At 55.1% G+C, this 21,839-nt stretch carries 28 protein-coding genes; 22 read left to right on the top strand and 6 right to left on the bottom strand.

The features are described from left to right. The first annotated feature begins 8 nt into the window (after positions 1-8). The 4 genes from ACZ5NB_RS17340 to ACZ5NB_RS17325 all read left to right on the top strand — a co-directional run bounded on the left by ACZ5NB_RS17340 (position 9) and on the right by ACZ5NB_RS17325 (position 1,511). Positions 9-323: a hypothetical protein gene (locus ACZ5NB_RS17340; RefSeq protein WP_460233463.1), complete on the top strand. Its 315-nt coding sequence runs from the start codon at positions 9-11 to the stop codon at positions 321-323. A 322-nt stretch (positions 324-645) separates the two neighbouring features. Then, the gene (locus tag ACZ5NB_RS17335) at positions 646-1,212 is read left to right on the top strand and encodes a hypothetical protein (RefSeq protein ID WP_460233462.1); all 567 of its coding nucleotides are present in this window, start codon (positions 646-648) and stop codon (positions 1,210-1,212) included. 1 nt (position 1,213) lies between these two features. Next, a complete protein-coding gene (locus ACZ5NB_RS17330; RefSeq protein WP_460233461.1) occupies positions 1,214-1,390 on the top strand; it encodes a hypothetical protein in 177 nt (58 codons plus the stop codon). Beyond that, the gene (locus ACZ5NB_RS17325) at positions 1,383-1,511 is read left to right on the top strand and encodes a hypothetical protein (RefSeq protein ID WP_460233460.1); all 129 of its coding nucleotides are present in this window, start codon (positions 1,383-1,385) and stop codon (positions 1,509-1,511) included. The genes ACZ5NB_RS17330 and ACZ5NB_RS17325 overlap by 8 nt, the downstream gene beginning before the upstream one ends. A 587-nt stretch (positions 1,512-2,098) precedes the next feature. Here the strand turns inward: ACZ5NB_RS17325 and ACZ5NB_RS17320 are convergent. The 6 genes from ACZ5NB_RS17320 to ACZ5NB_RS17295 form a co-directional block, all read right to left on the bottom strand. Beyond that, positions 2,099-3,337 carry a type II toxin-antitoxin system HipA family toxin gene (locus tag ACZ5NB_RS17320; RefSeq protein ID WP_464107698.1) on the bottom strand — a complete coding sequence of 413 codons (1,239 nt, stop codon included), beginning with the start codon at positions 3,335-3,337 and terminating at the stop codon, positions 2,099-2,101. 16 nt (positions 3,338-3,353) lie between these two features. Further along, a complete protein-coding gene (locus tag ACZ5NB_RS17315; RefSeq protein ID WP_464107697.1) occupies positions 3,354-3,683 on the bottom strand; it encodes a helix-turn-helix domain-containing protein in 330 nt (109 codons plus the stop codon). Positions 3,684-3,864: 181 nt separating this feature from the next. Further along, positions 3,865-5,106 carry a tyrosine-type recombinase/integrase gene (locus ACZ5NB_RS17310; RefSeq protein WP_464107696.1) on the bottom strand — a complete coding sequence of 414 codons (1,242 nt, stop codon included), beginning with the start codon at positions 5,104-5,106 and terminating at the stop codon, positions 3,865-3,867. Further along, positions 5,067-5,258, bottom strand: coding sequence for a hypothetical protein (locus tag ACZ5NB_RS17305; protein ID WP_464107695.1), 192 nt, complete (start codon positions 5,256-5,258; stop codon positions 5,067-5,069). Before ACZ5NB_RS17305 ends, ACZ5NB_RS17310 begins: the two co-directional genes overlap by 40 nt. A 200-nt stretch (positions 5,259-5,458) precedes the next feature. Next, a complete protein-coding gene (locus tag ACZ5NB_RS17300; protein ID WP_464107694.1) occupies positions 5,459-5,692 on the bottom strand; it encodes a helix-turn-helix transcriptional regulator in 234 nt (77 codons plus the stop codon). Between the two features lie 29 nt (positions 5,693-5,721). Beyond that, a complete protein-coding gene (locus ACZ5NB_RS17295; RefSeq protein WP_464107693.1) occupies positions 5,722-6,399 on the bottom strand; it encodes a LexA family protein in 678 nt (225 codons plus the stop codon). Positions 6,400-6,494: 95 nt separating this feature from the next. Between ACZ5NB_RS17295 and ACZ5NB_RS17290 the strand changes: the two genes are divergently transcribed. The 18 genes from ACZ5NB_RS17290 to ACZ5NB_RS17205 all read left to right on the top strand — a co-directional run bounded on the left by ACZ5NB_RS17290 (position 6,495) and on the right by ACZ5NB_RS17205 (position 21,824). After that, the gene (locus tag ACZ5NB_RS17290) at positions 6,495-6,785 is read left to right on the top strand and encodes a hypothetical protein (protein ID WP_464107692.1); all 291 of its coding nucleotides are present in this window, start codon (positions 6,495-6,497) and stop codon (positions 6,783-6,785) included. Continuing rightward, the gene (locus tag ACZ5NB_RS17285) at positions 6,772-8,232 is read left to right on the top strand and encodes a ParB family protein (protein WP_464107691.1); all 1,461 of its coding nucleotides are present in this window, start codon (positions 6,772-6,774) and stop codon (positions 8,230-8,232) included. The genes ACZ5NB_RS17290 and ACZ5NB_RS17285 overlap by 14 nt, the downstream gene beginning before the upstream one ends. Next, positions 8,219-8,821: a DUF2857 domain-containing protein gene (locus ACZ5NB_RS17280; protein ID WP_464107690.1), complete on the top strand. Its 603-nt coding sequence runs from the start codon at positions 8,219-8,221 to the stop codon at positions 8,819-8,821. The genes ACZ5NB_RS17285 and ACZ5NB_RS17280 overlap by 14 nt, the downstream gene beginning before the upstream one ends. Next, positions 8,811-10,079 carry an STY4528 family pathogenicity island replication protein gene (locus ACZ5NB_RS17275; RefSeq protein ID WP_464107689.1) on the top strand — a complete coding sequence of 423 codons (1,269 nt, stop codon included), beginning with the start codon at positions 8,811-8,813 and terminating at the stop codon, positions 10,077-10,079. The genes ACZ5NB_RS17280 and ACZ5NB_RS17275 overlap by 11 nt, the downstream gene beginning before the upstream one ends. A 178-nt stretch (positions 10,080-10,257) precedes the next feature. Beyond that, positions 10,258-10,998, top strand: a complete 741-nt coding sequence (locus ACZ5NB_RS17270; RefSeq protein ID WP_464107688.1) for a PFL_4669 family integrating conjugative element protein — start codon at positions 10,258-10,260, stop codon at positions 10,996-10,998. A gap of 5 nt (positions 10,999-11,003) precedes the next feature. Continuing rightward, complete coding sequence (locus ACZ5NB_RS17265; protein ID WP_464107687.1) at positions 11,004-11,393, top strand: hypothetical protein; 390 nt, start codon at positions 11,004-11,006, stop codon at positions 11,391-11,393. A 25-nt stretch (positions 11,394-11,418) separates the two neighbouring features. Next, on the top strand, positions 11,419-12,507 hold the full coding sequence (gene parM / locus ACZ5NB_RS17260) for a plasmid segregation protein ParM domain-containing protein (protein WP_464107686.1): 1,089 nt from the start codon (positions 11,419-11,421) through the stop codon (positions 12,505-12,507). Positions 12,508-12,695: 188 nt separating this feature from the next. Next, positions 12,696-13,124, top strand: coding sequence for a DUF3577 domain-containing protein (locus ACZ5NB_RS17255; protein WP_464107685.1), 429 nt, complete (start codon positions 12,696-12,698; stop codon positions 13,122-13,124). 104 nt (positions 13,125-13,228) lie between these two features. Beyond that, the gene (locus ACZ5NB_RS17250) at positions 13,229-13,744 is read left to right on the top strand and encodes a JAB domain-containing protein (protein ID WP_464107684.1); all 516 of its coding nucleotides are present in this window, start codon (positions 13,229-13,231) and stop codon (positions 13,742-13,744) included. Between the two features lie 94 nt (positions 13,745-13,838). Further along, a complete protein-coding gene (locus ACZ5NB_RS17245; RefSeq protein WP_464107683.1) occupies positions 13,839-14,264 on the top strand; it encodes a DUF6573 family protein in 426 nt (141 codons plus the stop codon). A 992-nt stretch (positions 14,265-15,256) separates the two neighbouring features. Next, complete coding sequence (locus tag ACZ5NB_RS17240) at positions 15,257-16,123, top strand: phage integrase N-terminal domain-containing protein (RefSeq protein WP_464107682.1); 867 nt, start codon at positions 15,257-15,259, stop codon at positions 16,121-16,123. 116 nt (positions 16,124-16,239) lie between these two features. Next, on the top strand, positions 16,240-16,734 hold the full coding sequence (pilL2, locus tag ACZ5NB_RS17235; RefSeq protein ID WP_464107681.1) for a PFGI-1 class ICE element type IV pilus protein PilL2: 495 nt from the start codon (positions 16,240-16,242) through the stop codon (positions 16,732-16,734). Then, a complete protein-coding gene (locus tag ACZ5NB_RS17230) occupies positions 16,734-16,988 on the top strand; it encodes a hypothetical protein (RefSeq protein ID WP_464107680.1) in 255 nt (84 codons plus the stop codon). The genes pilL2 and ACZ5NB_RS17230 overlap by 1 nt, the downstream gene beginning before the upstream one ends. Further along, positions 16,978-17,823: a TIGR03759 family integrating conjugative element protein gene (locus ACZ5NB_RS17225; RefSeq protein WP_464107679.1), complete on the top strand. Its 846-nt coding sequence runs from the start codon at positions 16,978-16,980 to the stop codon at positions 17,821-17,823. Before ACZ5NB_RS17230 ends, ACZ5NB_RS17225 begins: the two co-directional genes overlap by 11 nt. A 12-nt stretch (positions 17,824-17,835) precedes the next feature. Then, complete coding sequence (locus ACZ5NB_RS17220; RefSeq protein ID WP_464107949.1) at positions 17,836-18,396, top strand: lytic transglycosylase domain-containing protein; 561 nt, start codon at positions 17,836-17,838, stop codon at positions 18,394-18,396. Beyond that, the gene (locus ACZ5NB_RS17215) at positions 18,383-18,952 is read left to right on the top strand and encodes an integrating conjugative element protein (protein WP_464107678.1); all 570 of its coding nucleotides are present in this window, start codon (positions 18,383-18,385) and stop codon (positions 18,950-18,952) included. Before ACZ5NB_RS17220 ends, ACZ5NB_RS17215 begins: the two co-directional genes overlap by 14 nt. After that, positions 18,949-21,090: a type IV conjugative transfer system coupling protein TraD gene (traD, locus tag ACZ5NB_RS17210; protein WP_464107677.1), complete on the top strand. Its 2,142-nt coding sequence runs from the start codon at positions 18,949-18,951 to the stop codon at positions 21,088-21,090. The genes ACZ5NB_RS17215 and traD overlap by 4 nt, the downstream gene beginning before the upstream one ends. Before the next feature lie 2 nt (positions 21,091-21,092). Beyond that, positions 21,093-21,824: a TIGR03747 family integrating conjugative element membrane protein gene (locus ACZ5NB_RS17205; RefSeq protein ID WP_464107676.1), complete on the top strand. Its 732-nt coding sequence runs from the start codon at positions 21,093-21,095 to the stop codon at positions 21,822-21,824. The last annotated feature ends 15 nt before the right edge of the window (positions 21,825-21,839 follow it).

Below are 21,839 nucleotides of genomic sequence, written 5' to 3'. Positions count from 1 at the left end.
CAATTTACTTGGATCTCGTAAAATATTTAGAGAAAAAGAAGATAAAACGGCAAATTATTTTGGCCACGCACAACCCCAATATAGTGGTGGGGGCTGATAGTGAGTTAGTTATTGTGGCTAATCAACATGGAACTAGAAGCGAAAACCGTGATGACAAGAAATTCGCATATAAAACTGGCAGTTTAGAAAACTCCAAACCACGTGATTCTTCAATACCATATATTCTTGATTCCCAGGGTATTCGCGAGCACGTATGCGACATATTGGAAGGCGGAGATATTGCTTTCAAGCTAAGAGAAAAGAAATATTCAATTACGATTTAAGCATAAGCATTCCCACTCATCCGTTGAAGGATGAGATATGAGTGTTGAGATATTATGTGCAATGCCTGAATTTGTCCTCCCAGCTGTACCCGTACCTGGGGAGGACGCGGTCACCTAGGTCGCAGATAAGGGGGCAGTGTTCGGGGGCCGAGTAAAAATCCTGTATGTCCGCTAAAGGCCGGAAACAGGCTTTGGAAATAACCCATTCGTATAGGTGGGCGATTTTTTTGTTGTTGGGAAATAGCTTTCTCTCAGAAAACAATTTTTTAATAGTAGAAATGACAACTAATCTGGTTTGTCCAGTTTTGAAAAAGGAAATGCTATGAATAACGCAAGAAACAAGGATTTGTCACAGCTTAATTTTGTAGAGGTGCGAAACTATTATTCGGAGCTGAGACACGTTCTTTACGGTCAGATTAACGAAACATACCCTTGGTTTAAGTGTGGGCCTATAGGTGTGCAGGATGTAATGCAAGCTGACGCGTGGCGGATTCAGGATGACTCGCCCAGTCGTAGCGAATGGAGGTGGAGTGATGCATATTCTGTTTATAATCGTAAAAGTTGTTTTAAGCGATTTGACCTATGTGTGAAGAGCGGCAGTAATGTGGCTGGTCTTTCCTATGGGCTACCTACCGTTAGTAAGTCAGCATTAAAGATTGATATTATCGAAGCAACGCCCTATACAGAGCATAAGAAGAATACTCAGATATTCGAGATAATATCAACGGCAGCTCAATTCTATGCAATTCTCTTAGGTGCCGATGAGGTGAGAATTATGAACCCACTAAGCGAACAGTTATCTGACTATTACTGCTCCTTTGGTTATGAATACGTTGAGCCACGCAAGAAACGATTTGGTGTTTATTGTTCGATGAAGGTTGAGGTGTAATATGGTCGATCACAATGATTTATCAATTGAAGAGGCCAAAAAACGTCTCGAAAAAGCAGCTCAAAAAATTAAAGAAAGGAATGGCAAGTCCGATCATGAAGAGCCAAAACATCTTAGAAGCGGAGAGCTTGACGAGCTTGAATTAGAGCGCAGGAAAAAAGGAAAGGATCATGAGTGAGAACGTTGAAAATAAGAAAATAGTTAAAACCCTGGAAGAAGCTAAAGAACGTTTAAAGAAGGCGAATAAAACGATAATTGCTACAAATACACAAAAAGCTAAAAATCGCAGAGGGTATTAAACGACGCTGCTGATCATTACTGAGATGCATCAGCAATTGTTCAGCATTCACGTGGTGATATGCTGCAACACCATTACCTTTCCCTCCCCCAGACAATCGGTTAACACCATACCAGCACAACTGCGAGGGTGGCTTTTTATAGACCTTCGGAGACAGGACGTCGACGGAGAGTCCCATGGATGGGTTCACAGCGTGTCTATTAAAAGCCACCCTCGTAGTTGTGCGTGCTACGAAGTAATTAAAGAAACTTACAAATTGAAGGAGTGGTGAGAAGGAGAGGAGTTAATAAAACAGCTTGAGGCTGTTTTACCCCGTTGGGGCTGCGGCAATTGGAAAAGCATTGCCTTGTTGCTAAACGCTCCTTTGGTCGCGTTTAGTGAACCTCGAGGATCAAGTCCGGGTTAGATTTCTACACCTTGTAGCCGGAAATTACAGCCGATTTATTTGCGAAGTATATATGGTGCCCAGGAGAGGACTTGAACTATTAGAGGTTAAAGATAAAACCTTTTAATATCAAATGGATACATTTATTTTTCGGATTTGCGTTCCACGTTCGTTCCATGGAGCAAAATGACCAAAAATCCGGATCAAAGATTGAACGCCGGTTCCATCAGATTTTGCTCGCTCCTGCCCAGCCCAACGGCGCTTGCTTGAGCCCGCCATTTGCCAACACTGGCGAGCACTTCATCTTTGATTTTCAAAGCCTGCCCGCGGTCTAGCTGAAAGAATTCGATGACGTCCATGGCCAATTCGTAGTCCAACCGATTATCGCTGTCGGTGATATTGAGATGCAATCCATGGGCAGGTGTCACCGGATTGATGTCGTAGGCCGGCGATAACAACCAGCCTCCCTGATGGTAGATGAAGCCGTGGTTGCGGAGGTGGTCATCGGTGTTGGAAATGGCGATGTAGAACACGATGCGGCGCCACAATTGCGCGAGATCTTCTTTGGTGTTGGCTCCGTGCTCGGTCAGGAATTGGGCGAGCTCCAGGTAACTGGCTTCATAGTCGCCGTCGTAATAGCCGAGTTGCGTCATCGCCGAGGTGAAGTGAAGGCGACTCTCCGCCGTGCGATCAAAGCGTTTGGTCAGGAAGGTGTGGTGGTGACTGCCGAACTGCTCGATCCGGCTCTCCGGCATGGCGACCCCTGCATCCAGCGCCAACTGGTATGCAACGTATTCCCAGGCGGCAATATCGTAATCATCCTGACGGCTTGGAAACTTGGCGATCCACAGGTGACCCTCCTCGTCGGTCACACTGGCCTTCGGTCTGGCGCCACCCAGGGAAGAACCCGGCGACATCAGCATGGCTAACCACTTCACATAGTCGGGATCATCGCTATCGCCTTTTTCTTCCACCTGCCCGGCGGCGTACTCAAGCTCCCGCAATGATGAGAGCGGCGGGGCCGCGAGGCGTTCATCGTTGTCGAGAAAAGGGCCATCCATTTCGCGTTTGAAGCGCAGCGCGCCGGCACGGTGTAGGTCATGCACGCCCAGAAGGTAATCGATTTCGGACAGCACGCGTGGACGACGTTGTTCCTGGCGGGCATGGATTGCCTCGCGTCGCTTCATCAGCAGGCGACCCCAGCGGTCGGGGCAGGAATCCAGAAACACGCGGAAATTTTTATCGTCTTCACCGTGCTGTTCGCCGGAATAGAGATTGAGCTCAGGGTCGATTTGCTGCGCATAAGGAGACTGCAGCCAATCAGTGTCATAACTGAAGCTGAAATGCTCTTTTTGACGTGCGGGAGAGGAGCGAAGCGTGCCTACCAAGGTCGGCTCCTGGAACTCCTCCCAGTCTGCAAAGACGAAGACTTCGGTGCTCAAGGCTACTTATCCGCGCTCATGGCTGTGTTCCGGATTTCTTGCTCATCAGCTTGATGTCCTGGAGCTTACGCCCCAGCTCATCGTCTGCAGCGACTCTGGCGAAATCTTCCGCCAACCCGAGCACGCTCAGCACGGCCAGGTAATGGCCGATGGACACACTGGGGTCGCCCTTTTCGATCTTGCGAATCGTGAGGCGGCTGAGTCCGGTGCGCTCGGAAATCAACACCTGGGTGTAACCCCTGCGTTTACACGCCAGTTTGATGTTCTCGCCAAACTGTTCCAAAAGGCGTCGATTCTTGGGAAAGACCACCGCGGATCGACCTTTCACTGATTTATCGCTGGTCACAATGAATACCATAATCTCTAAAAGTGGTAATTATAGTGTTCATTTCAAGCTTTTCAAGTGGAGTGAGCACAATACTTACCATAGAGCATGATAATGGTAACTATAGGTGTCAAAACGGTAGATCCGTTGGTGGGTCGACGTTGAGTGTGTAAATCAGCCAGGGGGCTGATCTTTAGACGGCTTATGCTGCAGAGGCGCAGCTATCATTGTGCGTATATGCTGGACGTGCCTCCTTGACGCCCTGGCCGAAATCGGAGACGAACACGTGTCGCTGCCGTTGATCACCCTGCTCAACCCAGCGCCCGTAATGGCGCATGATCATCTCGGTGGTCTTGTGTCCCATCTGTTGCGCGACGAACAAGGGATTTTCACCGCCCGAAAGTAACTGACTCGCGTAGGTGTGGCGGGTTTGGTACGGATTGCGATAACGGACCTTGGCCGTTTTCAGTACATGCTTCCAGGGTCGTTCCAAATGTTCATAATCAATGAACGGACCTTTGTCGTCCGGTCGGACAAAAATGTAATCGCTGCCGACAAAGCTGAATTGTTTCTGGTGCTTCAGCGCCTCATAAGCGGAAGGGAGCAGAAGAACCTTCCGGTTGCTGGCTCGTGTTTTGGTTTCCTTTAATTTGCGCTCGACCACCGCCCGTTGGATATGCACTTCACGTTGGTCCCAGTCGACATCGCCCCATTGCAGACCGAACAGTTCTGATGTTCTCAATCCAGTGAAGAACGCAAACTTGAGCAGATTCCGAATGCGCGGATCGTAGATGAGGGCGCTCTGCAGCACCTTGTCGATTTCTCGGGTCGTAAAGGGATCGACTTCGTAATCGGTCTTGGCCTGGTTGCGATCTACCAGTTTGCTGACCTTGATCTTGTCCAGCGGATTGCGATCTATGATGTCATCGTTCAACGCCCGATCCAGAACCGCACGAAGCGGGGTCAAATCATTGCGGATGCTTTTCAGTGTCCCGCTGCGCTCTCGAATCCAGGCGCGAATATGTTGCGGCGTTAGATCGCGCGCACGGATATCGCCAAATTTCGGAAACAGGTGGGCATTGCAGCTCTTCCGGTAACACCGGTAGGTACTGTGTGGATGCGTGCGCTCGATGTCCTGAAGCCACTCTTCAATCAGCTCTCGGATCGTGATTTGGACGTTCGCGTGCCCGAACAGTCGAGCGCGTTTGGACTCAGGAAAGAATACTTCGTATTGAAAGGTCTGCCGCTCTATGGCGCCTTCCACTTCGGCCTTCAGGTTGATGGCGTAGCGCTGATCGCCTTTCTTGGATGGATCCAGCGAGGACAGGGTTTCCTTGCATTGCACACCGCGATACTGAAATTGTATCTCGATAGTCTGCGTGCCACTGGCGTAGGTGCGTACCCTTACGCCTTGCGCGAGCTTAACAGACCGTTCTCTACCCATTTCTCAACTGCCTCGACATTGATCCACAACGTGTGATTCCGCACCTGGCAATGAACACCATCCAACCAAAGCCCTTTTTTGCGGCGGGCATGAACCGCGTTGGCGGTGTCACCGCTCAATTCGCAATACTTGGGTAGCTTTACCCATTTCATGATTCGGGTCCCTATGGTCGTTTACGACCCGGGGCCATCTTCCCGTTGTGCTAATGGTGAAGCTTTGGCCAGCCTGGTCTGGATGATCAAAACATTAGCACTGAGCTAATTATAACTTCAAGGGCGAAGGCTGGCTATCTTTTTATCAGGGAGCTAAATGGTTGCTGGCCGCACAGGTAACCCGTCTGAAACTGGGGGGGTTATCGCATCGGTATGCCAGGTTTACACGCCTGGGCAGACGAATGCTTGCGTGCCTCGATCCATTGCTCGACTTCAGCCAGATCCCAGGCAACATTGCGACTCGTCAGAACGATACGGCGCGGAAAGTCGCCGCGTTTTTCCATGTCGTAGATGGTTCGATCCGCAAGCGGAATCATCGCCAGTAACGTCTTGCGGTTGATCAGGGTAGTTGCTTGCCGGGTATCGTTGATCATGGGCACTCTCACTTAAGGATGAATCGAATTCACACCACTTCGCCCTTGAACACAATGACGCCGCAAATCGTCGCTTCTTCATCCACCTCGATGATCCGGTTCGGCCAGTCAGGATTGAGCGCCTTCAGGTACTGCTTGCCTTCCTCGATGATGAGTTGCTTAAACGTCGCTTCGTTGGATTGTTCCAAGCGAACGACCACAAATTTACCGTGATCCGGTATGACACTGGGGTCGACAAAAATCAGGTCGCCTTCGTGGAATTTGGGTTCCATGCTGCTCCCGCGAACCCTGAGCACAAAGGATTCCGGGCTGCATCTCACAGGGCAGGGAAGGAGTTCTGCGCCATAGGCGGGCACGAAGCTTTCAGAGATCTCGTACCAATTCCCGGCCTGCACCCAGGAGATCAGCGGGTGGAGACTGCGTAAATCCGGACCGGCGTGGGCATTGTGTTCCTCAGCCTGCCCCGTTGTCTCGGTATGTGGTGTATCCATCCATCCCTGGGGCTTCTTCATGGCCTTTTCCAGTTTTTCAGCCAGTTCGCCTCCAATCGAACGGGGGGTGCCCTTCTTGGTGGGAAGTTGATTTCGCACCTGGCTCAAGTAGGAGCTATTGGTCCCGGCTGAGCGCGCCAGCTTGGCCGCTGACCCAGCTTCGCTAATCAGAATCTCAAGGTTGCGGAGCCGGACCTGGTTAAGTTTTAGCGTCATGCGAAACACTTTAGCAGATTATTTAGCAGAATGATAAACAAAAAGCGGACTTCGCTCGTTGATGGCCTGTTTGCACGGTGCTAATGTTTCTAAGCATGGAGCTAAAGGAATTTCTAAAAATTGCAAGCAAACGGGAACGGGCTGATGTCGCTGCAGCGTGCAACGATTCGGTGTCTTACCTGTATCAGATCGCCGGCCAACATCGTTACGCCAGTCCGCTGATGGCGACCCAGATCGAGCGCTATACCCGCATCGTGGCAGGGTTGTCCGACGGTCGACTGGAAACGGTACCGCGGGCCACGATGGTTCGTCACCCGGAAATTTTTTACGACGTATCGCCAGCGGATGATGCGCAAGATGCAGGTGGCGACGATGTCTGCGCTTGAGCAAACACCCACCACCGACAAGGTGGCACGCGTGGAGGTGAGTCGCATTCATCACTACGCCCGTAATCCGCGTCGCCAGCCAAACCCCGAGTACGCGCGGATCAAAGCATCCATTCAGGCGGAAGGTCTGGATCAGCCGCTGGTGTTGTCGCAGAAGCCCGGAGAATCGGAGTACGTCCTTCACAGTGGCGGCAATACGCGACTGAAAATCCTCAAAGAGCTGTGGGAGGAAACCGGGGATGAGCGGTTCCGTTGGGTGGACTGTGTCGTCAGAACTTGGTCGCAGGAATCCAATGTGTTGTTTGCACACCTTCGCGAAAACGAGCTCCGCGGCGGATTGCCATTCATTGACAAAGCGCTGGCCGTATTCGAAGCGAAGGCGTTGTTGGAGCAGGAACTGGTCGTCGACAGCTTGTCCCAGCGACAGTTGGAAGAGCTATTCAAAGAGCGTGGCTTCGGTCTCAGCCACAGCATGATTTCCAAAATGGGTTATGCCGTTGACGTCCTGTGGCCATTGATGCCGAAAGCGTTGGCCGCTGGATTGGGCCGACCCCAAGTGGAGAGAATTCGTGCCCTGCAGCGCGCGGCCAAGACAATCTGGAAGCGACGAGAATTGGGTGACGACGCCGACTTCGAAGGTGTCTTTGGCGAGTTGTGTCGCCGCCACGATGGTGCCGAGTGGGATATCCAGCCGCTGCACGATGCACTGGTCAACGAAATTGCGGTGGAATCTGAACAGAACCGGCAAGTGATTCACCTGGAGTTGGATGCCTACCTGGCTGGTCGGCCCTTCGACTTTCCTGATAACACCCTCGACGACCAGGACGATGGGCGAATGGAGAAAGCTGAGTCAGTGGCTTTCACTGATAGTGAGCAAAACGTGGGTGAAAATATGCCAGCGCAGGCTCCCGCTGAGGCGGAATCAACGCCCAAGACTAACAGTACCGGTAAGTTCAAGGATATTGGCGCCTTGCGGGATCAGCTATGTCAGAGGGCTGCGGCATTGGCCGCTGCCCACGGGTTGAGTGCAGTGCTCAAACCGCTTCCGGATCAGGGGTTGGGATTCTTACTGATCGATGTCCCACCACAGGAATTGCGTGATGTGCTCGATCCGGATGCCCTGGGCCTGGTGTCGGCACTCTGGTGGCAGCTGGCCGCCAGTTCGGAGCTGACCTCGGCGCCGGTCGATTGTGTGCTGGCGCATCTCGATCAAGATTCGACGCTCTACCATGCGTTGGCATCCCATGACGCCGAGCTTCTCTTTGGTAGCGTCTGGACACCGGATCCGGGCCACCTCAGTAGCCAGTTATGGCAGCAGCTCAATCCGCCGGACTGGCAGAGTCTGCTGCAAATGATGGAAGCCTACCGTTCCCTCAAACGACTCGCCTTCGATACCGGCATCGAGCTATGGGAATACGCAGAGACTGAATGCGATGTCGTCGAATAAGGAAGCAGACCTCACGACAGCCGTGCTGCTCTACGCCATGCGCTGCCTGGCAGAAGGCGATCAGCAGGCATTGCGCGCCATGAACTTTGGTCCCAAAGAGTTGGACGCCCTCAAGGAGATGAACCTCGCCGATCTGTATCGAGCTGATACGCTCCGAGTGCATTGCCTGAAGATTGCGCTTGATCGAACGGTTTTCTGGCCGATGCTCGATAATTTGCGCTATCAGCGGGAATCCGATGATCTGCAGCGTGAACTGTTGGTCGCCGATGCTCCCCTGGAGATGATGCAGCAACTGTTCGGTTGGAGCTCGCGGGAATACACGCGTTGGCGACGACTGCTGACGTTGGCACCGTCTGTGGGTAGACCACCTGAGCTGAATGAAACTGATACCCATGCACTCTGGTATGCGTGGCAGGAGCGGATCGAGGCACGAGAACAAAACGCCTTGTGTGCTACTGACTATCTCGACCTGCAGCAACAGACCGGCATCGGATTACGTTCGATCTGGGCGTTGGTGCAGCGTTGGGAAACCTACGGCGAAGGCCTCGGTGCCACACCGCCCGACCGGGTTGCCGAGCATGGCACATGAAGAAGATGCGCTACGACCGGAGACGCTGGCGCTAGACGCACTGATCAAAGCGACCGTCGCCAAGGTCCGTGACCAGGGTGATCCATCGCTGCCGGATGCCATGTTGTTCATGGGGAATTGGCACCAGGCAGTGCCCGCCCTGGTCATTCAGGACCCGGTGCTGGAACCTGTCGATAAACTGGTGTGGATGGTCATCATGCTCCACGCCAGAGAGACCGGCGGGCGAACGGCGTTTCCCGATTACGACACCATCGCTACGAAAACCAATGTGGCATCCACCTCCACGGTTTCCCGGGCCATTGCGATTCTGCGGCTGACGCGTTGGTTGACCTTGTGCGCGAGAGTCCGACAGAAAAGCGGCCGCTTTACTGGCAACGTCTACAGCCTTCACGATGAACCCTTGCCGCTGGCCGATGCTCTTTTCCTGGACGAGGGTTACATGGCTTTCGTCACCCAGGCTCAGGACCACCACCACGCTCGCGTGCAGCGAGTGGCGCAGGCCGTACTCGCAAGTTTGGACAAAGACATACAGTCGGGAGATCTGAACCGACAGGAATCGATCATCGAGCGCCGCTTACAGGCGGCGCAACACCTGTCAGGATCCAGCAGAAATCAGAACAGTAGAAATCAAAACAAGGGCGGTCGCTATTTTACATTTCACGCCGCAAGCCTCGACCAACTGAAAAAGCCGGCTGACAGCAAGGTGGCTGAACCGCCGAGCCAGCACCAAATTTCAAAGGCGGAAGCAGAAGGACACTACAGTAGTGGTTGTAGTAGTGATTATAAAAAAACAACTACAACAACCCCTACAACAAATACCTACATTGATAAGAAAGCATTTTCAGAATCGAGTTCACCAGGATCGCTGCCAACGGATCAAGCACTGATTTACCCGCCGCGGTTGTCTGACAACCAGAAGCTCTTGGCTGATCGCTATCTGGCAATGATCAACCCTGAAGATCGGCAATTGGTGTTGGATGAGTTGCAGGGGCGACTGTCATCGGAGCAGAAGGGCATGAAACCCGTCTATGACGAGCTGCGATTCCTGCACTCACTGTGCAAAGCCGCCCAGAAGGGCGAGTTCGTTCCCAACCTGGGGATCAAGGTCATCGAAGCCCGACAGGAGCGAGCCTCCCATGTGAGGCAGCCGGTAGATGAAGCACAGAAAGCCAAAACCGCCAAAGAGCGGGAACGCTCCCAGGCCTATGGTCGCGAACAGCTGGCCAAGTTGCGGGCCTCGTTGAACCTGGACAAGTGATCCCATCCCCTCGATTGCCATCCTGGCATTCGCGAGACTGCTGCACTGTTTCCAGTGGAACCACTCGATCGTACTCGGCGAAAAAGGAATGCGTTGGCCGGCTGGATATTCCGTGGTTAGGTTCAGCTGTTTGTGGATTCATAGACCCTGGCAAACAACCTCCAGGGGAGCAATATCCATGCAAGCAGATGCTGAACCCTTTCTTCAATCAGCCGATTCGAATCACCGTGAAAGTGGGCCTGGCGCCCTGCAGGGCGAGGTCTGGTTGACGATTCAAACGTATCAGGCGCAGAGCCTCATCCGGGGTCGGCGAGCCGGAGAGGGTAAGGCAGCCATCATCGGTCTGATCGGCTTCGCCGATCGACTGAAGTCACTCTGGCAGGCCATACGCTTTGACGATCCCTACGCGGACTGGTGGCTGCTCAAAGTGGAAGAGGGTATCGCCGATGTCCGCACACAGCTTCGCGAATTACAGCACCGCCTGGATGCATTGATGGCGCCGACCAACAGCGCACTGCAATTTTCGGTAGCGCAATCCAGTCGTCCGCAGCGTGTTTCACTGCAGTTCGCCAACCCCTACGCCTTTCGTGCCGCCCAGTTGCTGGGCGAATACGACCAGCTGATGTGCGCCGAGTTGACGTTGCATCACTTGGGTCTCGACATCGCCAAGGATCTCACCGAACAGCTATCGGGTAGCGGGCGTTGGGTGCGCCGGGTATTTGCGCTGCCCCAGGGGTATCACAGCCTGGATATTCGTCGTGCTGACATCCGACAAGGATCACCGGCAGCGCTCAAAGCCATCGAACGAATGGGCGAGATTCCTCTGGATATTCTGACTGGTGAAAGGCTACCCTCCTTGCGTCCCGTGGCATTTCAACCGACTGAGAAAAGCGTCCCTGTCGTCACAGGTGATGCCTAAACGCCATGGCTCCCAATGCGCTGCAGCAAATCTGCATTTTGCTGGATACGCGTATTCCGCTGGAAGCGATGGTGCTCCAGCGGCTGTACCGGTTACCCAAAGACCGGCAAAGCGAGTGGTTGCGGCAGCTGGTGTTGACTGCGTTTCGCAGCGAATGTCAGGTCCTCAAATCCGAACCACCGTTGTCGGCTCGTGCTTCGCTCAGGCGTTCCCCCGATCTGAACAGTCCGAAGCCAGGCAAACGTGCGTCTGACCAGGCCAGTCAGCAGACCAGTAAAGCCGTTGCCAGCCCGTCCAACGACTCACCCACGCACCGCATGGATCGCAGCTGTTCCACATCGATCGCCGATCCCGCCAAGCCCTTCACGCACCTGAGGCGAGTGATCGGTGAGTAAAAACACAAACCTGGAATAAAACGACATGACCGAATTGACTGACGAAAAATTTACCGATACCGATAGGCCTTCACTGTCGACCCATGCCATTGATGTGGGGCAGGCGGGCTTGGATGATGGCTACGCCTATACCAAAGTGGCTTTACCGGACGGACGGCTCGTCGCGGTCCCGTCACGGGCGCGCATGGGATCGGCTGGCGTTACCTGGATTCGTGACGACGAACAAAAGATTTTCGAGTACGAAACGGGCGGCACCGTCTATTCCGTCGGCGCCGTGGATGGCGAACCCACACAGTTCGATGAATACCCGGGTTCGGCATTGAACCGCGTGATCGTTCAGCATGCATTGCAGCAGGCAGGTTTTTCTGGTCGATCCGTCCATGTGGTGACGGGACTGCCGGTCTCTGCGTTTTACCGCAACGATGGCGAGCAGCGTCGACAGGTGATCCAGGCGAAAACGAATAGTCTGAAACTGACGGTCGAACCCGTTGTGTCTCACAAAGCAGCGCATCATATGCGCAAGGTGAGTATTGCGTTTCACGAAGTCATTCCGGAAGCCCTGGCCGCCTGGTACGACTTCGTCATCGTCATGACCAACGATGGCGTGACCCTGGATGCGGATCGCGTCAACGCGCCCATTGCCATCGTCGATATCGGCGGGCGCACGACCGATTATGTCGTCGTTCAGGATCAGGGCATCGTTCACGGATCCTCGGGCTCGCTCAATTGTGGCATGTTGAATGTCAAACAAAGCGTGGCCAATGGCATACAGCGACGGTTCGAACTCGGCGAACTGGGTGAGCAGAGTATCAGTCGCGCGGTCGAGACAAATCGATTGCGACTGCATGGCAAAGATCACGATGTCTCAACGATGGTGACAGACGCCAAACGCAAGTTGGTCGAGCGCCTCTATACCGAAACCCGCCGTAAGCTCGGTCTCGGGGTGGAGCTCGATCGGGTACTGTTTGTGGGTGGCGGTAGTGCCGCCCTGGCCAGCGATATCGCCAACTGGTTTCCCAACCAAACCATTGCCGACCATGCGGCCTTTGCCAATGCCCGGGGCATGCTCAAGTACCTGCAATTCGTTTGCGACAGCCCGGTAAAGGCGGGTTAACGACTTTGTACGTGGCCACTGCGGTCTCAGTGGCAAAGAAGATGTCTTCGGATTGTGCAATCGACATCGCGGATCGTCCGTCAATCCAACGTCAGGGCTTGCCCTGATTTTACTCACCCTGCCGGGAACACGATCCCGCCAGGGTATCGCAGTCTCCGGCATTTCATTTTGTTCAAGGAGATTGTGTTATGACCAGTAGACAAACTACCCCTGAAAAATCGAAGTATTTCGATCTTGATATCCACGGCATCGGATACCTCAACCGGGTTCGTGAAGTGACGCCTGAGAATGGTTTCCCCTTTCTCAGTGTCACGATCGCGGCGCTACGAGGATCCGCCGATAACGTCCAGCATACCCATTTTGAGTGTGTCGTGGTCGGTGAAGAAGCGAAGGATCTGGTACGCCAGCTGATGCCGGCTGTGGAAGCCGACTTCAAAGTGCTGGTGGGTTTTCACCTCAGTGATTTGCAGGCCGAATCCTTCACCTTCAAAAACGGGGATCGAGCCGGTACGACAGGCATCAGTCTGAAGTCCCGGTTACTCCGGTTCCACTGGATCAAGGTCGAAGGCCAGCCATTTCCGGCGCCCTCGTCTGAGAGCCGCGACGCCGTCGCCTGACGGTAACACCTGACCGCATCCACCGATGCGGTCAATCTTTCAACCCAGCGAGGGACACTTTCCCTTGCCGGGTGGGTTTCCTCGATTCTTTAAGGAGACCGCCCATGGCTTCCAAATCCTCACTGTCAAAAGTGAATCCTAAAAACCGTTTTACGTCGATTCGCGTGGCGTCGTTAAACGATCCTGAAAAACGATCGCTGCTGGAGCTGGCCTTTGCGGTATTGCAGGACCTGCACCAGCCGGGTGTCGAACTGCCAAGTCCCAATCACACGCGTGATTATTTGCGGATGTTGTTGGCTGAACGCAAAGCAGAGGTCTTTGGTTGTTTGTTCCTGGATAACCGGCATCGCGTCATCGAGGCCGCCGAGTTGTTTCAGGGAACCATCGATGGTGCTGCGGTGTACCCCCGTGTGGTGGTGCAACAGGCACTGAGCCTCAACGCAGCCGCGGTGATGTTTTTTCATAATCACCCGAGTGGCGTCGCCGAGCCCAGTCATGCGGACGAAGCGATCACCCGACGGCTGAAAGACGCGTTGGCAACTGTCGACATCCGCGTACTGGACCACTTTGTGGTCACCGTAGGCGAGTCGGTTTCGTTTGCCGAACGTGGATTGCTGTAGAGCTTTTCACTCAACCTATTGGGGAGTCCCTCTTCCCCAATGGGTAGGAGGTGCTCCCCGAACTTTGTTATTCATTTCTCCAGGGAGAACCCTTATGAAAAATTCAGAAACTCAATCGTTGGAAGACGTCTTTGGTCCTGTGATCGCGAGCTACAGCCGTGCGCAGGCGATCGATGACGGTGTGCTGATCGATGTCACCACTATGGCACAAGAAGCCGGATTCAAGTGGCCAGTCGCACTCACGCACACTGCGTGGTGTGATTGTGTTGCCTGGACTGAGCGGGATAACCGCTTTCAGGTCAACCAGGATGAATCCGGCCGCTTGTGGGATGTGCTGTTCATGGCGTTCTACGCCATACGAACAGCGACGACGCCGGGTGATCGGTTGCGATTTTCGTTGTATCGCGTGCCGAAAGACGGGCGGTCCACGGAAGCCCAGGAGGTGAGCTTGAAACTGATGGTCGGCCCCGGTGACGCCGGCGAACCGGTCGTTACTATCATGCTGCCCAATGAAGATTAAACTCGCCGGTGAGAATCGGCTCCTTGCCCTGGCCACTTGGGATAAAGTGGCACCTCCCCCGCATCAGCTTGTCTGTTTCCTTGATCGCGCTTCCCGTTTGAAGTGCCAACGCCTTTCTTACTCCTCCTTTTGGCTATGGTTCCACTGTAACCAAGGCTCGAACCACTTTGTTTCCTCGACGGCCATGACAGGTTGCAGACCTGGCGTGGGCGTTGATGCGTACGTAGCCCTCGTCACTGCTGAGCGCAGCGGAGTAGTGACGAGGGCGGCGGAGCCCCGAATGACAGCGGATGGCGCTCGAATTGATGCGTTCCACGTGAGTTTGGTCTGGTTATACTGCAGCTACGCATTGTAAAAGCTTCATACGCGGCCACGGCGGTAACGTGGATGAGGGGGTCGCCCTTGCCATCATAAATGGCACAAACGGCAATGGCGTCAAAAGAGCTACCCAGACGTCAGGCATTCACTGCCGCTCATCTTCAAGTACAGGACGATCGTCCACTCTCCAATCGGGCTGAGGCCCTCTTCAACCCAGGCTCGCAAGCAGCCAATCTTCAATCGGCCGTCTCGTTGACGGTTTCCTTCAACCCGTGGATCGATGGTTCCGTTCATTCAATAGGAGATCGTGTTCTCACCATCAACAAGCATCAAGCAGGGTGTTCACCCTGACTCAATTGCGGCGTTAGCCGCTTTCAATCCGGCTGGCAAGCAGCCGACCTTAAACATGCCGTCACTGTCTCGGCTTCTTTCAACCCTTGGACCGATGGTTCCAGACATTAAACAGGAGGAGCAGTACCCACCATCAACGCTGGCTCTTCGAGCCACTGGTTTACTTGGCACCATCTTCAACAGAAGAGCAGCCAGGCTGCCTGCGACCAGGCTTATCAGGTCGAACGGGAGTAGTGTCCCTTGACCCCTCCGCCTCGGCGGACCCGGTCAGGCTACGTGCCTGCTGGTTGGTCACAAACACTTACCAGACGGGAAAGTACACGATGAGAGACCTGAACTACCAACTGAAACAACTGTGTCAGCGCAACCGGGATGGGAGCTACAGCACTCAGGCGAATCGGGCGCGGATGCTCAATCAGATCGCCAATCAACTGCAGGACATGGGCTATCGGCGCATGACAACACACTCGCTGAAGCCCAAACATGTGGATGCGCTGGTCAAATACTGGCTGAGTGAGGGGATGGCGGCCGGCACCATCAAGAACCGCATGAACTGTCTGCGGTGGTGGGCCGCCAAAGTGGATCGCCGCAATGTGGTGGCGCGATCCAATGATTTTTACGGCATACCCGATCGCCAATTTGTCAGCAACGAGTCTAAAGCGGTAGCTGTTGATGATCAGACGCTGTCTGCCATTGCGGACGAGCATGTGCGCATGAGCCTGGAATTGCAGCGGTCTTTCGGGTTGCGCCGTGAAGAATCGATCAAATTTGCGCCCGCCTATGCGGATCAGGGCGATCATATTCGATTGAAAGCCGCCTGGACCAAAGGGGGCAAGGCACGGGTGATACCGATACTCACCCAGGAGCAGCGCAATGTGCTAAATCGTGCCCGTCGTTTGGCGGGTACCGAGTCGCTGATTCCAGCGCACAAAAGCTACATTCAGCAACTGCGAACCTATGAGCGCCATACCATTCAGGCGGGATTGTCCAAACTTCACGGTCTGCGCCATGCCTATGCCCAGACACGCTACCTGCATTTGACGGGATGGGCTTGCCCAGCAGCGGGAGGTCCGACAGCAAACCAGTTAAACGTGGAACAACGCAAGCAAGACTATCAGGCGCGACTCACTATCAGTCGCGAGCTGGGCCACGCCCGTGAGCAGATCAGTGCGGTTTATTTGGGGCGGTAGTGAATAGTCGATAAACACGACATCGAAAAGCTCGACAGTCATTGCAAGGATAAACCATTCATCTCAGCCGGTGGCTTGGCGATCATGCAGACACTCTTCATGATCGAGGCCTGCCCATGATCTTTTCCAAGCCCCAACCTATCCCGCGCCTGCTTGCGGCCCTGTTGTGCTGCTCCGGTTTGTCTGCTGTGAGCAATGTGGCCTCAGCGGCAATGCCGCCCGCGAAGAGCATTGGCTCGTTCACACAGATTGGCCGGTACACCGTTATCGCCGCAGGGCCGACCAGTGGGCAGCGAGACCTGTTATCGGTGACCACAGCCATCAACATACCGGGCGACCTGAAAACGGTAGGCGAGGCCTTGCACTGGTTATTGCGTGACTCTGGATATCGCCTGGCGGCTGACTCCGTTTTGTCTGACGAGGTGAAGGCCATGCTCAAGCTGCCGCTGCCGTCAGTACATCGGCGATTTGAGCCTATGCCGATCAAAACTGTAATAGCGATCATCGTCGGTCCTGCGTTTCATTTGGTTCAGGATCCCGTTCACCGTCTGATCGCCTTCGAGCGTTGTGGTGAAACACCGGAGCCTTCTACAAAAGGAGAGACACACTGATGGAAGCCTTTATCTTCGCTGTTGTTTTCGCAGTGGGCTTTATGCTGGGCGCTGAGCACGATTCTGCTGATAGCCAGGCTGATCATGCCGTTGAATTTGCCGATCATACATCCCTAAGGCATCCAGCCTCAAAGAAAGAACCGACGGTTGGACGGAAATTCGTTGTGCCAGTGTGTGATCCCACGCGTACTTCAATTAGCCAACGTGATCTCTCTGAGGCAATTGAGCAAGAGGTCAACCCCGATGATCGCTAAAGACCATCGTGGTCAGGGTCGTGTAAGCGTCTTCAGAATAGCCTTAGCAGTCAGTCTTTGTGTCGCGGCGCCTGTGATGGCTGAGGTCGGTCAGTCAAATGCGCATGGAACCTCCAGCGAACAACCCGTTGAGACGTCGGTGACAGAGCGTGCCGATCACCAGACGTTTCGTACCGAAACATTTCGAGCTAAAGAATGGGGGCTGGATGAACCGGAGTGGCAACGTTACCAATCACTGATGCAGGGAATCCGTGGCAGCGTGAGTCCCGCCACCCTGTCGCCGATTGAGGTACTGGGTATTCACGCGCGCAGTGCTGAAGAACGTCGGCGCTACGCTGAGCAGTGGGCAGTGATGATGCGGGATGATGCCGAGCGCATTCTGGCGTTTCAGCGGGCTTATGACGATGCCCAGCAGCGGTTGTTCCCCAACGTTTTTTTGATCGACCCGGGTGCCGTAGCGTCCACCAAGCAGGATCAAGGTTTAGCTGAAACATTTGTCTGGCAATCGTCTGACCGGGTGTTGTTTTTTACCGATACCCAATGCGCGACCTGCGATGCAGTGCTGGAGCGATTGGTCAGCCGGATCACACAGTTCTCCGGCATCGATCTGTACCTGATCGATGTGTTTGCCGGTGAGGAATCCCGCATACGTGAATGGGCGGCCTCGAAACAGATCGATCCCCACTGGGTGAGCGAGCACAAGATTACCCTGAACATCGATGCCGGTGTGCTCGGTAAGGTCGCCGCACACACGGGTTTACAGGGGCAAGAGTTGCCGGTGCTGATACTGCGGCGGGATGATCGCTTGATGCCCTTGCCGGTATCACGATTCTAGCGAGTGCTGATCATGGGGAGTTGGTCGATCCTACCTTGCGTCATCGGTTTGCTGTGGTGGTCGACGGCTGCGGCGTCGCAATCCATACCAGTGGGGTATCAGCAAGTCGCGAGCGAGTACGGCCTGCCTCCGGGTCTGCTCTACGCGGTGGCCTTGACCGAGAGCGGACAAAGCTCACTCAGCGATGGACAGTTTCGCCCCTGGCCCTGGGCTCTCAATATTGATGGGGAAGGGCACTATTTCCCGTCGCGTCAGGTGGCATGGCGAGCACTGCAGGCGGCGTTGACGGAAACCAAAACCTCGGTGGATATCGGGCTGATGCAAATCAGCTGGCGTTTTCACCGTTCGGCCTTGGGCTCATCCTGGCAGGCGCTGGATCCTTACCACAACCTGCGCGTGGCCGCTGCGATCCTGCGCGACTGCTTCGTCGAGCACGCTCAATGGATTCAAAGCGCCGGCTGCTATCACGCACCTAACGATCCTGCCCGAGCGGATCGCTATGGTCAGCGGGTCCAGGCGCATTGGATGCGGTTGACTGAGATACCACAGGAGGTACGCATTGAGAATCCATAAACAGCAATCGCTGCTAGGCCTCGTGCTGGGAATGGTCATGACCTCTTCTGTATTGGCTGAGTTGGCGGTGGTTTATGATAGTGGCCATACCCGCCCCTTAGCGCCGTTACTCCGCCCACTTTTGCCGAACAAGACTCAAGCAACCGCCCAGGGTGAATCGAGCAATCTGAATCTATCCTCAAAGGCCTTACTGGGTCCAGCGACGCTCAGCAATTTGTTGCCCATACGATCCCCTAGATTGTCCGTCGGCGATATCGCCGACCAGCAGTTGCAACCGGACGTTCTGGCGCGCCTGGCACAAGGCAATCCCCGCCCGTTCTTTTTGATTGGATCGGATGCGGTGTCGTTACAGTGGCTGATGCATCATCGGGACATACTCCAGTCTCTGGGAGCCGTAGGCTTGCTGGTGCAGGCCGACACCGCCGAGGATATCCGGCGGGTGGTGGCAGCGGCACAGGGTTTGTCCATGACGCTTGGCTCCGGTGACGACCTGGCCAGAGCGCTGGGGATTGATCGCTACCCGATCTTGATTACCCGCGATGGCATCCGCCAATGAGCGCGCATCCGATGGAGGCATTGCTGCGACCTCCGGTGGAGTTGTGGTCCACCTGCACGGCGTTTGCCGCTGGCACATTAGCCTGGTTAGCCCCCGGGGCGTTGATGATGCCGCCGGGGATTGCGGTGGCCACCGGTATGACTTTCTTTGGTTTTGGACTGTGGCGTGGCCGGCAGGCCTGGCGTGTGCTGCGCTATCAGCGTCACATGCGGCGCTTGCCCCTCTACCAATTGCGGGCCGAACAGATACCGGTCAGTCATCACAAGTTATTTCTGGGGCGGGGTTTCCGCTGGACCCAGCAACACACTCAACGCCTGCGCGATACGCTGAAACCGGACGTGCAGCGTTACGTGCAACCCGGCGCTCTCTACCAATGGGCCCGGCAGAAAGAGGTCGCCTGGGAAGCCATCCCACTACTAACTGTGTTAGCCAGGGGCCTACGCAGTCGCAGCCGCTGGAATCCGCTGGCACCGTTGCCGGCAGTCGGTGGCAAGCCCGCCCTGCATGCGGTGGAGCCCCATGAGCAATCGGTGTGGATGGATCTTGGTGAACGGGTAGGGCACACCCTGGTTTTGGGCACTACGCGGGTGGGCAAAACCCGTCTGGCCGAACTGCTGATTACTCAGGATATCCGCCGCGGTGACGTGGTTATCGTGTTCGACCCCAAAGGGGATGCCGACCTGTTGCGGCGCATCTACGCGGAGGCCAGGCGCGCTGGCCGCCTGGATGATTTTTACCTCTTTCATCTCGGGTATCCGGAGCTGTCGGCGCGCTATAACGCGATCGGGAATTTTTCCCGCATCACCGAAGTGGCCACCCGCATCGCCAATCAGTTGCCCAATGAAGGCAACTCAGCGGCCTTCAAGGAGTTTGCCTGGCGCTTTGTCAACATCATTGCGCGCGCCCTGGTGGCCCTAAAACGCCGCCCGGATTATCAGCAGGTGCGCAGATACATTAACGACATCGAACCCCTGTTCGTGGAATATGCGGGCCACTGCGCCGATGTCGCCGGTATCGAAAACTGGGCAACGCTGGTGGAAGAGTGCGCCGCAGACATTAAGGAGCGCAATCTGCCCCATGCGCTGCGTGGTCGTTCCATGGAGGCGATTGCCTGTATGCGCCTACTGCAGGAGAAGGCCATTTACGATCCCGTGTTGGACGGGCTGATTTCCGCCTTCAAATACGACAAGACCTATTTCGACAAGATCGTCAGCTCGGTGGGCCCACTGATGGAAAAGCTGACCACCGGCACCATCGCAGGGCTCATCTCGCCGGATTATCAGGACGAGCAGGATGCGCGGCCGATCTTCGAGTGGATGGAGGTGGTGCGTCGCAAAGGTATTGTCTATGTGGGGCTCGATGCCCTGACCGACACCACCGTGGCCAGCGCCGTCGGCAATTCCATGTTTGCGGACCTGGTCTCGGTGGCTGGCCAGATCTACAAGCATGGCGTGGATCCCGGCCAGGACCATGACCAAAGACAGGAAAACAGGGACACCGCCAAACGGCCCTTAACCCCGACCATTTCTCTGCACGCCGATGAGTTCAACGAGCTGATTGGAGATGAATTCGTGCCGCTGCTGAACAAAGCGGGGGGCGCCGGATTTCAGGTGACGGCCTACACCCAGACCTGGTCCGACGTCGAGGCGCGTTTGGGCAACCGGGCGAAAGCCGGGCAGGTGGCGGGTAACTTCAATACGATGTTGATGTTGCGGGTGAAAGAGCTGGATACCGCAGCCATGCTGACCGATCAGTTACCGCGGGTGGAGGTCTTCACCTTAATGAGTGTATCCGGGGTGGATGACTCCTCGGATCCCGGCTCCGGGGTCGACTTCAAATCCCGCAACGAAGACCGGATCAGCGTTTCGGAAGTGCCGATGTTAACGGCCGCCGATATGGTCACGCTGCCCAAAGGGCAGGCGTTCGCCCTGCTGGAGGGCGGCCAGCTCTGGAAAATCCGCATCCCGTTGCCGGACGATCGAGAGGATGCCGCTATGCCGGATAACTTTGAGGCGATAGCCGACGCCATGCGGCGCAGCTATGTCACCAACGATCACTGGTACCGGGTTACTGATCACTGGTGGCATGCCGTCACCGAGGCGGCAAGCCTTGCGCCAGATGCCAGTGAGCAGCCCTGAACATGGCGGAGGTTCGTGATCCGCGGCGCGCGGTAGCAGAGCCGGGCACAGTATCCCGGTTGCTGACAGGAATCGCCCAGTGCCTCAAGTGGCTGTTTCTCTCCCTGATCTTTTCCATTTTAGTGGAGTGGATTGGGATGATGTTCTGGTGGGAGGAGCAGGGGCTCGGCCACAGTCGCCAGATGTTGGTGGCGGAGTTGCGGTTCCTCGGCACTGACTTTCAACATAGCTGGTTAACCACCCAGCCCATGGCGTTCGCCAGCCACTTGTCGGATCGTATCTACCAGGTTGCCTTCGAGTGGACGGGGTTCGTAGATCTGATCCAGTGGATTACTCCGGTACCGGCTGCTGAGGAAACCGGTCTGAGGCCAATGCTCCATCGCCTCTACCGACCCGTGTCTGATTTCATCCTTGCCGCCATGCAAATCACTCAAGTGTTTGCTGTGCGACTGGCCATTCTGGCGCTGGCAACCCCGGTGTTTGGGTTATTCACCGTTGTGGCACTGGTGGATGGGCTGGTGCGGCGGGACCTTAGGCGCTGGGGAGGGGGCCGGGAGAGCTCTTTCGTGTACCACTACGCCAAAAAAGCCGCTATACCGCTTATTATCATGGCCTGGGTGGTGTACCTGGCCTTGCCCTTCAGTCTCCACCCGTCGTGGATCATTCTGCCGTTTGCGTTGGCGTTTTCCTTCGCGGTCACCATCACCGCGAGTACCTTCAAGAAGTATCTCTGATGCGGTTGACTGTAA

It is taken from the genome of Aurantivibrio plasticivorans, assembly GCF_055392955.1.
This window is presented reverse-complemented; position numbering and strand designations above follow the sequence as displayed.

Coding starts and splice junctions, on each gene's coding strand:
- ACZ5NB_RS17240 (WP_464107682.1), top strand. CDS start 15,257: ATGAGAGACCTGAACTACCAACTGAAACAACTGTGTCAGCGCAACCGG.
- ACZ5NB_RS17245 (WP_464107683.1), top strand. CDS start 13,839: ATGAAAAATTCAGAAACTCAATCGTTGGAAGACGTCTTTGGTCCTGTG.
- ACZ5NB_RS17325 (WP_460233460.1), top strand. CDS start 1,383: ATGAGTGAGAACGTTGAAAATAAGAAAATAGTTAAAACCCTGGAAGAA.
- ACZ5NB_RS17305 (WP_464107695.1), bottom strand. CDS start 5,258: ATGAAATGGGTAAAGCTACCCAAGTATTGCGAATTGAGCGGTGACACC.
- traD (WP_464107677.1), top strand. CDS start 18,949: ATGAGCGCGCATCCGATGGAGGCATTGCTGCGACCTCCGGTGGAGTTG.
- ACZ5NB_RS17280 (WP_464107690.1), top strand. CDS start 8,219: ATGTCGTCGAATAAGGAAGCAGACCTCACGACAGCCGTGCTGCTCTAC.
- pilL2 (WP_464107681.1), top strand. CDS start 16,240: ATGATCTTTTCCAAGCCCCAACCTATCCCGCGCCTGCTTGCGGCCCTG.
- ACZ5NB_RS17205 (WP_464107676.1), top strand. CDS start 21,093: ATGGCGGAGGTTCGTGATCCGCGGCGCGCGGTAGCAGAGCCGGGCACA.
- ACZ5NB_RS17220 (WP_464107949.1), top strand. CDS start 17,836: ATGGGGAGTTGGTCGATCCTACCTTGCGTCATCGGTTTGCTGTGGTGG.
- ACZ5NB_RS17275 (WP_464107689.1), top strand. CDS start 8,811: ATGGCACATGAAGAAGATGCGCTACGACCGGAGACGCTGGCGCTAGAC.
- ACZ5NB_RS17300 (WP_464107694.1), bottom strand. CDS start 5,692: ATGATCAACGATACCCGGCAAGCAACTACCCTGATCAACCGCAAGACG.
- ACZ5NB_RS17330 (WP_460233461.1), top strand. CDS start 1,214: ATGGTCGATCACAATGATTTATCAATTGAAGAGGCCAAAAAACGTCTC.
- ACZ5NB_RS17295 (WP_464107693.1), bottom strand. CDS start 6,399: ATGACGCTAAAACTTAACCAGGTCCGGCTCCGCAACCTTGAGATTCTG.
- ACZ5NB_RS17265 (WP_464107687.1), top strand. CDS start 11,004: ATGGCTCCCAATGCGCTGCAGCAAATCTGCATTTTGCTGGATACGCGT.
- ACZ5NB_RS17285 (WP_464107691.1), top strand. CDS start 6,772: ATGTCTGCGCTTGAGCAAACACCCACCACCGACAAGGTGGCACGCGTG.
- parM (WP_464107686.1), top strand. CDS start 11,419: ATGACCGAATTGACTGACGAAAAATTTACCGATACCGATAGGCCTTCA.
- ACZ5NB_RS17335 (WP_460233462.1), top strand. CDS start 646: ATGAATAACGCAAGAAACAAGGATTTGTCACAGCTTAATTTTGTAGAG.
- ACZ5NB_RS17290 (WP_464107692.1), top strand. CDS start 6,495: ATGGAGCTAAAGGAATTTCTAAAAATTGCAAGCAAACGGGAACGGGCT.
- ACZ5NB_RS17270 (WP_464107688.1), top strand. CDS start 10,258: ATGCAAGCAGATGCTGAACCCTTTCTTCAATCAGCCGATTCGAATCAC.
- ACZ5NB_RS17225 (WP_464107679.1), top strand. CDS start 16,978: ATGATCGCTAAAGACCATCGTGGTCAGGGTCGTGTAAGCGTCTTCAGA.
- ACZ5NB_RS17255 (WP_464107685.1), top strand. CDS start 12,696: ATGACCAGTAGACAAACTACCCCTGAAAAATCGAAGTATTTCGATCTT.
- ACZ5NB_RS17230 (WP_464107680.1), top strand. CDS start 16,734: ATGGAAGCCTTTATCTTCGCTGTTGTTTTCGCAGTGGGCTTTATGCTG.
- ACZ5NB_RS17310 (WP_464107696.1), bottom strand. CDS start 5,106: ATGGGTAGAGAACGGTCTGTTAAGCTCGCGCAAGGCGTAAGGGTACGC.
- ACZ5NB_RS17250 (WP_464107684.1), top strand. CDS start 13,229: ATGGCTTCCAAATCCTCACTGTCAAAAGTGAATCCTAAAAACCGTTTT.